The following is a 13,913-nucleotide window of genomic DNA, read 5'->3' on the forward strand; positions in this document are numbered from 1 at the left end:
ATTGGATAACAAAATGCTGGATCACGCATGGTTGCGAAGTTTTCTCGCTGTGGCTCGTGTACGCAACTTTACGCATGCGGCTGCGAATTTGGGACTGCGTCAACCTACGGTGAGCGAACATGTCCGCAAGCTGGAGACGGAATTCGATGTTCGCCTTTTCCTGCGCGATACTCATAGTGTTGCGCTAACCCGCGACGGCGAGGCGATGGTTGGGTTCGCCAATTCCATCTTAGAGACTTGCGAGCGAGCGCAGCGCCACTTTCGGCAGACAGATATTGGCGGATCCATCACGGTTGGCGTTACCGAGGACGTTGCGCTGGCAGGCCTGCCGGAACTGCTGCGCGGGTTTCGCGCCGAACATCCGCGTGTCTCGCTCGAACTGACGGTCGGACTTAGCGAAATCCTGCGCGGGCGTTTCGAACGCTGTGAACTCGACATGATCGTGATCAAGCGGCGTAAAGCCGATACGCAGGGAGAACCGATTTGGCTTGAGCGATTGTGCTGGGTCGCGGCAGCCGATTTCCGGTTGCCGGTCGATGAGCCGCTGCCCTTGATCCTGTTGTCGCAGCCTGCGATAACTCGAGATCTGGCACTGGCCGCGCTGGAGCGCGCGCAGATGAGTTGGCGCGTGGTTTGCACCAGTGATAGTCAGAGCGGCGTCCATGCCGCGTTGGAAGCGGGTTTGGGTATTGCGCCGCATGCTCGCTCGCTGATCCCCACGGGCCTTCGTGAACTTCGTGATCCGGACCTGCCGCTACTCGCCGAGGTGGAGTTCGCGATTTTCGCCGGCTCGAAGTCAAAGCGGTATCCTGGCAACGCACTCTACGATGCGATCACTCGTAAAGGACCGTCCATTTTCGCGCCTTAGCTCTGTCATGTTTGGACGGCGCCCTGCGATCAAGGATGATTTTTGATGATCTGACGTCAACGGGTGCGGGTTAGCGTCCGCGCTCGAGGCACAGACATAGCCACGGGCTTAGCAGATTATGCCCGGTACGTCGCATCACCTCATGGTTATGCTGGTGCCAAAAAACTGCGGCCTTGCTCGCCGATAAGGATTACGATGGCGAAGACCTCCTCCTGCGCAACATCGTGCCCGTCATCACACTGCGTTCGAACCGCAATGCTCCGGAGCATCCTGACTATCGCCGCTATCGAAATCGCAATCTCTTCGAACGCATGTATGGGTTCCTCAAGTACCAACGCCGCATCGCAACACGCTTCTAGAAAACCGCACCTTCCTACTTCAGCTTTGTCAACTTCGCCGCCGCAAGGCTATAGTTGAAGCATGAAGCATTTTGTCAGCACAGCCCAATGGCTACTCGTTCGGCTTCGACCGTGATCGACCAAGGCATGATCTGTTGGGGAGCAATTCCACGAGAACGGCGCGATAGAAGATCTCACGCTTCCGAGGAGCGAATCGCGACCGCCGTTGCAAGTTTACGGCGGACAACACGGGCAGCATGGAGGAAGGAGAACCGATCGGGATCCTCGTCGGCCGAGAGTGCGGCCTCGTGGATCAGTTTGCGGATGGCAAAGTGAGCGATGATCATGCCGTAGAATTCCTGGCGCACCAAATCGGGTGTCTTGGAACGCAGGACGATCCGTGAACCACGCAAATGGGTCTTCAACTCATCGAAGGCGGTCTCGATTTCCCAGCGTTCGTGATTGAGTGCGGCCAGTTCCGGCGCCTGCGCGTGATCGAGGATTGTTGTGACCGGTCGATAGAGCTGTGAGGTTCGGCGACATCGTTTCAATTTTGCTGGCCTAATGCCCGGCCGGCCTGTCCATCATATCCCCAGCCAAGGAGGGAGGGCGATGGATCTGGTCAAAGCGCGATTAGGCTGGGTCCAGCTGTATGCGCAAACGGGTGATGCCGGCCTCGTCTGTCGGCATTGCGGCATTTCGCGTCCAACGCTGTGCAAATGGTGGCGACGGTATCAAGCAGCCGGCGTTGCCGGGCTGATCGAGGAGAGCCGACGACCGAAGCGGTTCGCAGCCCAGAAGGTCTTTGCCGAGCAGGAGGTCCTGGTCCTCAGATTGCGCCGAGAACGCAAGCTCGGGATCAAGCAGCTGCGCAACGAGCTCATTCGTCAGCATGATCTGACGCTTTCGCTCGATACCATTCACCGCGTGCTTGTCCGCCACGACGAGCAGGTCCTCAAGCGACCGCGGCGAAGGGTGAAAGGGAAGATCCGCTACAGTCAGCCCATTCCCGGCGACCGCGTGCAGATGGATGTCTACAAGATCGTGCCTGGCGTGTACCAGTACACCGCCATCGATGACTGCTCACGCTACAAGGTGCTGAGCGCTTTTCCTCGTCGTGCAACCGCCAATACGCTGATCTTTCTTGAACAGGTGATTGAGGAGATGCCCTTCGCCATCCAGCGAATTCAAACTGACCGCGGGCTCGAGTTCTTCGCGCAAGCGGTTCAGCAGCGGCTGATCGATTGGGGCTGCGAGTTCCGTCCGATCCGGCCGCGTTCGCCTCATCTCAACGGAAAGGTTGCACGTACCCGACGCGCCGATCTCGAGGAGTTCTGGTGCACGGTAGATCCGAGGGAACCGGACATCGCTGATCGGCTTGCCGAGTGGCAACACCACTGGAATTGGTTCCGCCCGCACACCGCGCTCAGCGGCGCATCTCCCATCGGCCGGGTAATAGAGTTGATGGAGAAAACGCCGCTTCGCGAGGAGGTCGACGTCCGCTTCGAGCCCGCCGAAGAACGCATGCGACATCATGACGACCGCATCGACCAAGCTCTTTCTGCAATGAAATGATGTCCCCAGACCCTACACGTCATACCATTCGGCACACAACATGCCTGCGCTACTTCGAGACTCATGAGAACTTCCGTCAGCTCAGAACGCGTCCACAATCATTGTCATGATCGCCTCTTCACCTGCAGCAATGCTGACGGCCAGGCCATCTGCCTGCGGCAGAACCCGTGATGCGAAGAAGTTCGCTACATGTATTTTCGAGGCATGGAACGGAGTGTCGCTTGACGCAGCCGCCACTGCCATGCGCGACCACATCCAGCCAAAGGATACGAGCGCAAACAAGCGCAGGTAGTCGACCGCTGCCGCGCCGAGCGCATCGACGCTTCCACCGCTAAGTTCAACTGTCGACTCGCGCAGGAGCCCCAGTGCCTTTCCGGTGCGCTGCGCGACCAGCGATGCGGCCTCAACTTGCAACGCCCCGGCAAGATCGGCTTCAATCAGGTCGAAGAACCCTTGCGCAACCGTGCCGCCGGCCATCGACAGCTTGCGTCCGACAAGATCCATAGCCTGCACCCCGTTGGTGCCCTCATAGATCTGGGCAATGCGCGCATCGCGCACATATTGCTCCATGCCCCATTCGCGGATGTAGCCGTGGCCGCCAAAGACCTGCTGGGCCTGAACCGCGCTCTCGAAGCCGAAGTCTGTGAAGGCCGCCTTCACGACCGGAGTGAGAAGCGCGACAACGCCATCAGCCCGCTCGCGCTCGGCCGCATTGGGGTGAGAATGCGCACGGTCTAACTGGAGGGCAGTCCAGCCAGCAAGCGCACGCCCGGCCTCTACGAAGGCGCGAACATTCAGGAGCATGCGGCGAACATCGGCATGCTCGATGATTGCAACCGGCCCGCGTGAACCATCGGCGTTGCGGCCCTGCAGGCGCTCACGGGCGTAGCCTGTGGCTTGCTGATAGGCGGCGCCTGCTATGCCCAGCCCCTGGATCCCGACCATCAGACGCTCGGCATTCATCATCGTGAACATGGCGGCCAGACCGCGATGCGGCTCCCCGACGAGCCAGCCGATGGCGTCGTCATAGTTCATCACGCAAGTCGGCTGCGCATGGATACCCATTTTCTTCTCAAGCGCGCCCACCGACATGGCATTGCGGATGGTGAAGGCGCCTTCACCATCGGGCAGGAACTTAGGCACCAGGAACAGGCTGATCCCCTTCACCCCGGCAGGAGCATTGGGAAGGCGTGCGAGCACGAGGTGGACTATATTGCCGCCAAAATCGTGATCGCCCGAGGAAATGAAGATCTTCTGCCCGCTCACGGCATAGCTGTCATCGCCCTTGGGCACAGCTTTGGTCTTGAGCAGCGCCAGGTCGGTGCCTGCCCCGCTCTCGGTCAGCGCCATGGCCCCAGTCCACTCGCCGCTCACCATCTGCGGCAAGTACATTGCTTTCAGCTCGTAGCTCGCATGGGCGGCAATTGCTTCGGCCGCACCGCGTGTCAGGCCAGGGAACAGGCCGAAAGAGAGATTGGTCGCCGACATCATCTCATCGAGCCAAAGTTGCAGGATAAAGGGCAGCCCCTGCCCTCCCCACTCGGGATCGGCGGAGAGCGCGGGCCAGCCACCTTCGACGAACTCGCGGTAAGCATCTGCAAAGCCGGAAGGCGTCTGCACCGCGCCATCGACCAGGCGGCTCCCCTCCTCGTCGCCCTCGCGATTGATCGGACCAAGCGTCTGCGTGCACAGCTTGCCGGCTTCTTCGAGTACTGCGGCTGCGAGGTCCGCGTCCACGCCCTTGCCAAGATCGGCCATGGCGCTGTCGAAGCCGAGCACTTCTGTCAGCAGGAAGCGGTAGTCTTCAATCGGGGGCATGTAATCGATCATTGCATCACTCCGAATTCGATGGAGCGCGAGCTACACCAAACGACTGTTACAGTCAAATCGGCGACAAACCCTGGCGGCGGATCGTTGTTCGAATGACCAGTTATTCGTGGCGGAACACAGCTACAATCTGCGCCGCGATTTGCGCAGGTGTGAGCCTGCCAGGCCGAAACCAGTCGCTGGCGGAGTTCAGCTGGGATAGCAGGAGATTGCGATAGATCGACCGATCAATTTGTGATGGAAGCGGCAAGGCATCCACTAACGACCGAAACAGCTCCTCGAATTTGTCACGTCGCGCGATCAGCGCCCCGCGTATTCCGTCAGGCACTTCCCGAAAATCATTCATCATCGGCATCGTCAGGGAATCGGGTGCAAGCTGGATGTCGAGCAATGTCGCACACGCGACTTCCAGCTTGCGCCAAGGCCCCTCTACCCGGCTGACCGCCTCCGCAATTCTAACCTCTGCGGCATCGAGCGCGGCGTTGTGAAGCTCAAGGAAGAGCGAATCCTTGGACTTTATATGATGATAGAGCGACCCGCCAAAGACGCCTGCTAGTGCGCCGATATCCCGAAGTGACGTACCCCGATACCCTTTCCGGGCGAAGAGTTGAGCAGAAATTTCAAGAATTTCGCGCTTACGTGGACTGATTTCGGTCGCATAGCTGGCGTCAAGTTGAGCGCTGGAGGGACTCGATCGAGATTGAATGGGTTCTCTCATGGGCGCACGACATAGCATTTTGCCGAAACAATCCCTGACCTAAATAATTTCAGACCCCAAAAAAGGACACAAAGAATGAACAAATTGCCTTCAAAAATCCGACTTCCCAACTGGCGTCACGTCCGCCACGAACACCGCACTCGAAGCAATCTTCTCAAGGATTAGAGGCATGATCTCGACGGCGCCGAGCGCTCCCTTCGTGTCGTGATCCAACGATGGCCGATCAGCATCGTCGAAGTCGAAATCTCCCGCCAACAGCGCAACTACGTCCTCGAGCGCGGCCTTGATGAAATGACCGTTGGTCTTCGGTGAGACGTCATCCTGCCAGGATCAGAAAACCTTCACCCATTCCTCCTATGGTCTGCTCTCCACATTGGGGAGCAGGCCGACAGATCGATAGCAAGTCTCCGAGAGGTGAATAGCCCCAAGATTTCTGGACGCCTTCTATCCTAATTTTGAGGACAGGAGACGACGATGGGGAAGCCCAATTTCAGTGATGAGTTTAAGCGTGATGCGGTAGCCCAGATCACCGAGCGTGGGTATCGGGTAGCGGAGGCTTCTGAGCGGCTCGGCGTCAGTCAGCATTCGCTGTATGCCTGAAGCGGCAGCTGGCGAAGGCGGTATCTGGCGATGCCAGCAAGGATGGCGAGATCCGCCAGTTGAAGCGCGATCTGGCCCGGGTAACCGAGGAGCGCGACATCCAAAAAAAGCCACCGCGCATTTCGCTCGAGATGCAAAGTGAGATACGCGTTCATTGCTGAGCATCGCGATCATTTTGGCGTGCGGGCAATGTGCCGGTGTTTGGCCGTGCAACCCAGCGGCTACTATGCATGGCAGCCCGTCCAATCGTGCCTGGATCGTCTGGCTCACCCGAGCAGGGTAGCGATAAGTCCATGCACCTTCGATTAGCACGCAGCGTGCTCGCCTATTGCCGGCCTTGGCAATGCCGCCGCGCTTCACCTGCTCGCCAGTTGAACTCTCGGATGGAACAAGCCCGAGGTATGCCATCAACTGCGGCGCTGTTTCGAAGCGTCGTATGTCGCCGATTTCCACGACAAAGGTGACCGCTGCGATTAACGCAATGCCGCGCATTGCCTGATAGGCCTCCACGACAGGCGCCATGGACCAGGACGCAACTACCTCCGCGACCTGTTTTGTCAGCCGGTCTTCACGGATGGCCGCATCCTCAATGGCCTGGATATATTCGGCTAGGACTATGTGATGGGTAGGATGGGTGAAGCTTTGCGCCGCCAGCCATCGAAAATGGGCCCGTGTCCAAGGCGAGCGGCCGGGATATATCCGGCCACGGCGCAGCAAGAATGACTGAAGCTGCTGGCGTGCTTTCTTTAGCGCGTCGTGAGCGCACTCACGGGCACGGACAAGGTCTCGCACAGCTTCATGCGCTTCGTCCGGAACCCACACACCAGTCAACTCTCCGGCGCGATGCAGCCGTGCCAGGCTGACTGCATCGCGTCGATTGGTCTTCACTCGATCGCCCGGACGCTTGGGAATAAGGGATGGCGCAACGACCTGGCACGCATGTCCCAGCGCGATAATCTGGCGGTAAAGATCGTACCCGGTCGGGCCAGCCTCATAGCAGAAGTGAAGCTCGGCCCCGCGCTTTGCCAACTTGGCCACCATCGATGCAACCGATGTCGGTTCGGCTGAAATATCGCCGAAGAAACGGACTTCGCCGTTCCGCTCCTTTTCCGCGACCGCAACCGAGATCTTCGCTTTCGATGTATCGAGTCCGATGAAAAGTTCGCTATACTCGTGCATGGTTCGCCCTCGCCTAAGCATGGGGATAGGCGCCGGCCCGTCCGGCGTAACCCCCGTTTCCTGCTTACTCCGAGGGCGGGCCAACTTCACCGCACGAACATACGGTCTTGGGGCTATTCATCTGAATGGTCGGCAAGTTCCTCTATCGCGTGTCCTGCGCGGGCAGCGCACGCCTCTCGAACATAAGCTGTGGAGACACCTTGTACAATTTGTCACTTCCTCTGGGGCGGACCCTCGAACTAACTATCGCTTGAACTCTCATGCCGAAGGAATGTGCGCAGCCGATACGGACTGCCAAATGACCTTTGTACGGATGAAACAAGCAGCCGAGGCCGAGAAAGCCGGGAGACCGCAGTGACGATTTTACATACCAAGGGCATTCTTGCCATCACTGCCTCGACTTGCGCGCTGGCCCTCGCAGACCCGGCCCAGGCGGCCTGTGCGGACCTGGCCAGTCTCGCCATTCAGGATGGCAAGGTCACCAGCGCCGAGATCGTCTCCAAAGGAGATTTCGAGCCGCCTGCCGGCTCCGGTCTGCCGCCCGGCGTTGCCGCAGCAAGCTATTCGGATGCGCCCGCCTTTTGCCGCGTGCGCCTGAGGCTGGCGCCTTCGTCGGACTCGGACATCAATAGCGAGGTCTGGCTGCCGCTCAAAGGCTGGAACGGCAAATACGCCGGGGTCGGCAATGGTATTTGGGCCGGCTCTATCAGCTTCGCGGAACTGGGCCGCAATATTGCGCGCAACTATGCCACGGCCGCTACCGACACGGGCCATGTCGGTAATGGCATGACGGCCGAATGGGCCGTGGGACATCCGGAAAAGCTGATCGACTTCGGCTACCGTGCGGTACATGTGACGACCGTCGCGGCCAAACAGGTAATCAAGGCGTTCTATGGCCGCGCGCCGGATCTTTCCTTTTGGAACTCCTGCTCGACGGGCGGCAGGCAGGGCCTTATGGCCGCCCATCGCTATCCGGAGGATTTCGACGCGATAAGCGCCATGGCTCCGGCCAATCCGATGACTGACCTGATGACCCAGAGCATGTGGCAGGGCTGGCAGCCGCAGCGCTTCAATGTGCAGATCACGCCCGCCGATCTGGGAATGGTTCACGCCGCCGCAGTCGCGCAATGCGATACGCTGGATGGGGTCGAGGATGGGTTGATCGGCCGGCCGCAGCAATGCAGCTTCACCCCTACCAGCCTGCAGTGCAAACCCGGGCAGACAAAAGGCTGCCTGAGCGCAGGTCAGGTTTCCGCCATTGGCAACTTCTATGGCGGAGTGCGCGCCACGGACGGTACGCAGTTGTTGACAGGCTGGCCAATCGGTTCGGAAATGCAGCTTGCCGCACTGGTCATGGGCACCGAGCCTTTCCCCGTTGCGATGAGCTATTTCCGCGACCTGGTCTATGGCGGAAGCGATCGTTGGGATTGGCGTGCGACCGATTATCGCACCTTGGCGAACGACGCGCGCCAGTTCGGCGCCGGTATACTCAATGTGCCTTCGGACGGGCTCGGTCAGTTCTTCGCGCGCGGAGGCAAGCTGCTATTGAGCCACGGCTGGACCGATGGACTGATCCCGGCAACCAATACTCTACGCTTCTATCGGGACCTCTACTCAGCGCTCCCGCAGGAAGTCGCGCAGGACCAACTTCGCCTGTTCATGGCGCCCGGCATGGACCACTGTTCGGGCGGCGAGGGCCCGAGCGAATTCGACACGCTCGGCACTATCGACGAATGGGCGGAAACCGGCAATGCGCCCGATCGGATCGCCGCCACGCGCCCGACCCGGGCCGTAACCTTTCCGGGACAACCGCCCGCCCCGCCACGCGCACCGATGGAACGGCCGCTCTGTGCTTATCCATGGGTTGCGCAATATGACGGCAATGGCGATCCATCGTCGGCCACCAGTTTTACCTGCGGCATGTCCGACGATCTGTGAAGCAGCGCAAAGATAGCTGAGCGGGTGGCTTCGGGTCCTGGCAACCGCGAGGACATGAAGCCGCCTTCCTGTTTTCGCCACTCGCAGCCGTCCCAGCGGCCCCGCAGTGCGACTGTCCTCTTCGCTGCGGGCCACGTCGTAATTGCGCCCACTGCATTATCGCATCCTGAAACGGCTGCAGTGAATCGGGCGGAACTTCGCTGAAAATATGACAGCGCAAGGGCTCGATGAGGACCTTTGCCGAACCGAACCCGCCGGGCCCGGGAGGGCGTCCGGGCGGATAAATTCGGTGTTGATCGGGCTCATTATTCATGATAGCGGGAATAAATAATTCATTCACCAAGGAATAATGTGGTGGAAGCAGAGGGGAGAGTGGGATGAACGTCTTACATCGTAGCGTGTCTGCACTTGCGATTTGCACGACCATGGTGCTGCCGCAGATTGCTGTCGCGCAGGAGAGCAATGCACAGGCTCCACTAGGAGGTCTGGAGGAGATCGTGGTCACTGCCCAGCGCGTCAGCCAGAGCGCTCAAAAGGCGCCCTTGCCGGTCGATGTGGTAACGAGCGCGGACCTTCGTCAGCAGATCGTGACGCGGGCGGAGGACTTGTCCCGCACCTCTCCGGCGCTCGCCACCGTCGGCGGCGCGGGCGGCACGACTACTTTCTATGTGCGCGGCGTCGGCAACAACACGGTGAACGCCTATTCTGACCCGGCAATCGCGTTCAACTACGATGGGGTCTATATCGGCCGCCCCAGCTCCACCTCCGGCATGTTCTACGATCTCGCACGGGTCGAAGTGCTCAAGGGGCCGCAAGGTACGCTCTACGGCCGCAATGCGACCGGCGGCGCGATAAACGTGATCCCTAACAAGCCGCGCCTCGGCGAGGTCGGCGCCGACGCCACTATCGGCTATGGCAACTACAACTGGTGGACCGCCCAAGCCGCGGTCAATGTCCCAGCGGGCGAAGCGGTGGCCATGCGATTGGCGGGTACGCTGTCCCGGCACGACGCGTTCATGAGCGATGGCACCGGCAACCAGCGGGAATATGGTGCTCGCTTCCAGATCTATGCCGAGCCTGACCCGCAACTGGATCTGCGCATTGCCGCCGACTATGCCCATCAGGGCGGCGCCAGTTCCTCGAGCTATTATGTCGGCTCCGTGGATCCGACCTTCGGTCCGAACGGATTTGCCGGCTACGAATACACGCGATCGGGCTTCTCGAGCCTGCAAGGCCTGGGCGATCCGGCATCCCAGGCATACCTCGCCTCACGGTACATCCCGCAAGTCGGTCGCGCAGGTGCGGTAAGCGATGGCACGCCGTCGAACGACAACGACTACTGGGGCGTGACGGCGGAACTCAACTACAAGACCGATATCGGCACCCTGACAATCCAGCCCGCCTGGCGCGAGGCGCACATCGATTACCGCTTCGCCAACATATTCCGCGAGGGCGGCTCGAAGGAAGACGATCGTCAGGCAAGCATCGAGGCGCGCTGGGCGGGACAGGCCAGCCCTCAGATCGACTACCTGCTTGGCGGCATATATTTCGATGAGAAGATCGGCGCCACGGCCTACTATAACCAGTGGACGCTTTCGCCCTTCCAACAGTTCGATACGCACACCAAATCCTGGGCGGGCTTCGGCAAAGTCACCTTTCGTCCCGTCGAACGGCTGAGCCTGACGGCAGCGGGACGCTATACATCGGATCGCAAGTCCTTCGACGGCACCTCGAACGTCTATATCCTGTTCTGCGGCAATCCTGCATTGGGCAATAGCTGTCCGACGCTGCCGTTCATGCCGCTCGCAACCAGCGGCGCTGAGGTCGAGAGCTTCTATGGCGCGGCAGGTATCCCGGTCACGTCAGTTCCGCTCTTCGTCTTGCCCGATGCCATCGGCGGTTCCCAAACGGCGCCATTCGTGTTGCGCTCGCCCATCGTCATCAATTCGTCCCTGAAGGACAACAAGTTCACCTACCGACTTGCGGCGCAGTACGATTTTTCGCCCAGCAACATGGTCTATGCGAGCTTCGAAACCGGCTATCATGCAGGCGGATTCTCGTTTGCGCGGGGGCTGGACAGCTATGAACCCGAAACGCTCGACGCCTATACGCTCGGTTCGAAGAACCGCTTCCTTGGCAATCGCCTGCAGCTGAATGTCGAGGCGTTCCTCTGGAAATATCGCAACCAGCAATTCAGCCAGTTCGGATACGATCTGGGCGATCCGCCCTCGACCGTGCTGCTGACCCGGAACATCGGCACCAGTACGATCAAGGGCGTCGATCTCGATGTTGAGTTCCAGGCAACGCCCGATACGCTGCTTTCCGGTAGCGTCCAATATCTGGACACGAAATACGACAGCTTCGTCTATTATGCGCCGAATCAGGGCCTGCCGCCCAAGACGGCCTGCGGCTACAGCCCAACGACGCAAACCACGCCTGGCGGTTCCGTAGTCAACGTCTTCGAGATCGATTGCTCGGGACGGCAGGCCTTCAACGCGCCGCGGTGGTCCTTCACGGTCAACGGCGAACAGACCGTGCCGCTCGGCGACCTCAAGCTCGTGCTGCAGGCCGGAACGCGCTACCGCAGTTCCACCTACTTCAGTGCCGATTACCTGCCTTTCCTCAAGAGCAAGAGCAATTTCGTCACCACACTGTCCGCCACCCTGGCCGAGGCAAGCGATCGGTGGTCGATCACAGCTTACGCATTCAATGTCACGGACAGTCGGCGCCTGGTGAACGGGGTTATCAACAGCGCCGACCTATACGTAGCCGATGCCGAACAGCCGCGCACTTACGGACTTCGCGCCAGCTTCCACTATTGAGGGTAACCCGTCCTGAGAGGACCGAAATGACAGTATCAGTAAACGATCTTCAATATGTCGCGCTTGCCGTGCCCAATCTCGCGGCGGAGCGGACTTTCTTCAGCAAGACCTGGGGCCTCGAGGAAGTCGCTGAGGTGGATGGCAAGGTCTATTTCGCCACCGCCGCCTCCCCTCACCCCTATGTGATCCGGCTGCGGGAGGACGAAGAAAAGAAGACCGACCTGATCGGCTTCACCGCCAACAGCAGGCCCGATCTCGACGCATTGTTTGCGCAAGTGAAGGCAGCGGGCGCAAAAATCATTACCGAACCCGGTCCGGCCGCCGGTCCGGGTGGCGGATACGCCTTTCGCTTCTTCGATCCCGATGGCCGCGCGCTGGAGATCGTTGCGGATACAACTCCGCGCGCAATACGCAAAGTCGATGAGCATGAGGCGATCCCGCTGCAGATCAGCCATGTCGTCCTGCACTCACCGCAGCATGCGGAGCTGGAACGCTGGTATCGCGAAGTTCTTGGCTTCCGTCTGTCGGACTGGCTGGGAGACTTCATGGTCTTCCTGCGCTGCAATCCGGCCCATCATCGCCTCGCGATCCTGCCCGGCCCGCCCGCGCTCAACCACATCGCCTTCGATGTCGCCTCCATCGACGCACTGATGAAGGGGCTCGGACGCATGACACAGGCGGGCGTCCATCTACAGTGGGGGCCGGGCCGGCACACCGCCGGTAACAACACCTTCAGCTACTACTCGACGCCCAACGACAACACTGTCGAATACACCTCCGATCTCGAAACGGTGGACGAGGAAAGCTGGCAGCCCACCGTCTACAAACCGGGCCTGGAGGTAATGGACCAGTGGGGCACCGGGCGCATCATCCCGGGCAATCGCCCCCATGCGGAAATGGCGCCGGACAAGGGCCTGTGGCAGGTGCCGGCATGATTGCGACTGCGCTGGTCATCGGCGGCGGCATTGGCGGCATGACGGCCGCACTTGCGCTGGCTCGCCAGGGCGTCACTGTCGAATTGATCGACGCGGATCCGAACTGGCGGGTTTACGGTGCGGGCATCAGCGTCACGGGACTGTCGCTGCGGGCTTTCGACGATCTGGGCATCCTGGATGAAGTGCGCGAGCGCGGGCACGTCGGAGCCGGGATGCGCGGACGCGCTCCGGACGGCACGGTCCTGTTCGAGTCCCCGGTGCCGGAAAACCCGGCGCCGATCCAGTCGGGCGGCGGGATCATGAGGCCCGTACTGCATGACATCCTGTCCGCGCGGGTGCGGGCGGAAGACATCGCAGTGCGCCTGGGTGTGCGCGTGGATCGGCTCGAGGATGACAGCGAGGGCGTCGACGTTCGCTTCGACGATGGCGCTGCTGGCCGATACGATCTGGTCATCGGCGCAGACGGCATCAACTCCCAGACGCGTCAGACTGTCTTCCCCAAGGCCCCTGCACCACGCTTTACCGGGCAAGGTTGCTGGCGCGCCATCGCTCCGCGTCCGGCGGGGTTCGACCGTGCTGAAATGTTCTTCGGCGGTCCGGTCAAGGTGGGTTTCAACCCGGTCTCCGACACGGACATGTACATGTTTGTCCTCGAGCATGTACCGAATAATCCCTGGTTTTCAGAGGATATGCTCGTCGATCACCTGAAGGACCTGCTGGCCCCGTTCGGGAGTTACGTCACCGAGGTACGCGAGGGCCTGGGGCCGCAGTCGTTGGTCAACTATCGTCCACTCGAATGGCTGCTGCTCGACGAACCCTGGCACAAGGGTCGCGTCGTGCTGATCGGCGATGCCGTCCATGCAACGACGCCGCACATGGCATCGGGCGCGGGCATGGCAGTAGAGGACGGGCTGGTGCTCGCCGATGAACTGGGACGGCACGACGATATCGCGACGGCGCTGGCAGCCTTCGTGGCCCGGCGGATCGAGCGCGCGCGGCTCGTAGTGGAAAACTCGGTGCGCATTGGCGAGATCGAAATGACCGGAGGCGACCAGGTCGAAGCCAACAGAATGCTGGGCACCACCATGGCCCAGCTCCAACAGGCCTATTAGG

At 60.4% G+C, this 13,913-nt stretch carries 9 protein-coding genes and 3 pseudogenes; 8 read left to right on the forward strand and 4 right to left on the reverse strand.

Going from position 1 to position 13,913, the window contains the following annotated elements; all coding sequences use genetic code 11:
- Positions 1–13: 13 nt before the first annotated feature.
- On the forward strand, positions 14–868 hold the full coding sequence (locus PP1Y_RS22270; protein ID WP_013834196.1) for a LysR family transcriptional regulator: 855 nt from the start codon (positions 14–16) through the stop codon (positions 866–868).
- Between the two features lie 173 nt (positions 869–1,041).
- Entirely contained in the window at positions 1,042–1,227 is a 186-nt protein-coding gene (locus tag PP1Y_RS22275; RefSeq protein ID WP_013834197.1) for a hypothetical protein, read from the forward strand.
- A 173-nt stretch (positions 1,228–1,400) separates the two neighbouring features.
- Here PP1Y_RS22275 and PP1Y_RS22280 read toward each other — a convergent pair.
- Positions 1,401–1,727: pseudogene (locus PP1Y_RS22280) on the reverse strand (transposase); the annotation flags it as partial.
- Between the two features lie 91 nt (positions 1,728–1,818).
- On the opposite strand from PP1Y_RS22280, the gene PP1Y_RS22285 reads away from it, so the two are divergent.
- Positions 1,819–2,781 carry an IS481 family transposase gene (locus PP1Y_RS22285; RefSeq protein WP_013834198.1) on the forward strand — a complete coding sequence of 321 codons (963 nt, stop codon included), beginning with the start codon at positions 1,819–1,821 and terminating at the stop codon, positions 2,779–2,781.
- 81 nt (positions 2,782–2,862) lie between these two features.
- On the opposite strand, the gene PP1Y_RS22290 is transcribed toward PP1Y_RS22285, so the two are convergent.
- Positions 2,863–4,611 (reverse strand): acyl-CoA dehydrogenase C-terminal domain-containing protein, encoded by a 1,749-nt coding sequence (locus PP1Y_RS22290; RefSeq protein WP_013834199.1) that lies wholly within the window; start codon positions 4,609–4,611, stop codon positions 2,863–2,865.
- A gap of 100 nt (positions 4,612–4,711) precedes the next feature.
- Positions 4,712–5,326 carry a TetR/AcrR family transcriptional regulator gene (locus PP1Y_RS22295; RefSeq protein ID WP_013834200.1) on the reverse strand — a complete coding sequence of 205 codons (615 nt, stop codon included), beginning with the start codon at positions 5,324–5,326 and terminating at the stop codon, positions 4,712–4,714.
- Positions 5,327–5,800: 474 nt separating this feature from the next.
- On the opposite strand from PP1Y_RS22295, the pseudogene PP1Y_RS25905 reads away from it, so the two are divergent.
- Positions 5,801–6,160: pseudogene (locus PP1Y_RS25905) on the forward strand (transposase); the annotation flags it as partial.
- A 90-nt stretch (positions 6,161–6,250) separates the two neighbouring features.
- On the opposite strand, the pseudogene PP1Y_RS25550 reads toward PP1Y_RS25905, so the two are convergent.
- Positions 6,251–7,126, reverse strand: a pseudogene (locus PP1Y_RS25550) (IS110 family transposase); the annotation flags it as partial.
- A 333-nt stretch (positions 7,127–7,459) separates the two neighbouring features.
- Here PP1Y_RS25550 and PP1Y_RS22305 point away from each other — a divergent pair.
- The 4 genes from PP1Y_RS22305 (at position 7,460) to PP1Y_RS22320 (ending at position 13,912) form a co-directional block, all read left to right on the forward strand.
- Entirely contained in the window at positions 7,460–9,043 is a 1,584-nt protein-coding gene (locus tag PP1Y_RS22305; RefSeq protein ID WP_013834202.1) for a tannase/feruloyl esterase family alpha/beta hydrolase, read from the forward strand.
- 377 nt (positions 9,044–9,420) lie between these two features.
- A complete protein-coding gene (locus tag PP1Y_RS22310) occupies positions 9,421–11,865 on the forward strand; it encodes a TonB-dependent receptor (RefSeq protein WP_013834203.1) in 2,445 nt (814 codons plus the stop codon).
- Positions 11,866–11,891: 26 nt separating this feature from the next.
- Positions 11,892–12,800, forward strand: a complete 909-nt coding sequence (locus PP1Y_RS22315; protein ID WP_013834204.1) for a VOC family protein — start codon at positions 11,892–11,894, stop codon at positions 12,798–12,800.
- Positions 12,797–13,912 carry an FAD-dependent oxidoreductase gene (locus PP1Y_RS22320; protein ID WP_013834205.1) on the forward strand — a complete coding sequence of 372 codons (1,116 nt, stop codon included), beginning with the start codon at positions 12,797–12,799 and terminating at the stop codon, positions 13,910–13,912. The genes PP1Y_RS22315 and PP1Y_RS22320 overlap by 4 nt, the downstream gene beginning before the upstream one ends.
- The last annotated feature ends 1 nt before the right edge of the window (position 13,913 follow it).

Origin of the sequence: Novosphingobium sp. PP1Y (assembly GCF_000253255.1) — a bacterium.
Classification (GTDB): Bacteria; Pseudomonadota; Alphaproteobacteria; order Sphingomonadales; family Sphingomonadaceae; genus Novosphingobium.

What these genes read in the sequence shown, in the direction of transcription:
- PP1Y_RS22270 (WP_013834196.1), top strand. Translation starts at nt 14, where the DNA reads ATGCTGGATCACGCATGGTTGCGAAGTTTTCTCGCTGTGGCTCGTGTA.
- PP1Y_RS22285 (WP_013834198.1), top strand. Translation starts at nt 1,819, where the DNA reads ATGGATCTGGTCAAAGCGCGATTAGGCTGGGTCCAGCTGTATGCGCAA.
- PP1Y_RS22290 (WP_013834199.1), bottom strand. Translation starts at nt 4,611, where the DNA reads ATGATCGATTACATGCCCCCGATTGAAGACTACCGCTTCCTGCTGACA.
- PP1Y_RS22295 (WP_013834200.1), bottom strand. Translation starts at nt 5,326, where the DNA reads ATGAGAGAACCCATTCAATCTCGATCGAGTCCCTCCAGCGCTCAACTT.
- PP1Y_RS22310 (WP_013834203.1), top strand. Translation starts at nt 9,421, where the DNA reads ATGAACGTCTTACATCGTAGCGTGTCTGCACTTGCGATTTGCACGACC.
- PP1Y_RS22315 (WP_013834204.1), top strand. Translation starts at nt 11,892, where the DNA reads ATGACAGTATCAGTAAACGATCTTCAATATGTCGCGCTTGCCGTGCCC.
- PP1Y_RS22320 (WP_013834205.1), top strand. Translation starts at nt 12,797, where the DNA reads ATGATTGCGACTGCGCTGGTCATCGGCGGCGGCATTGGCGGCATGACG.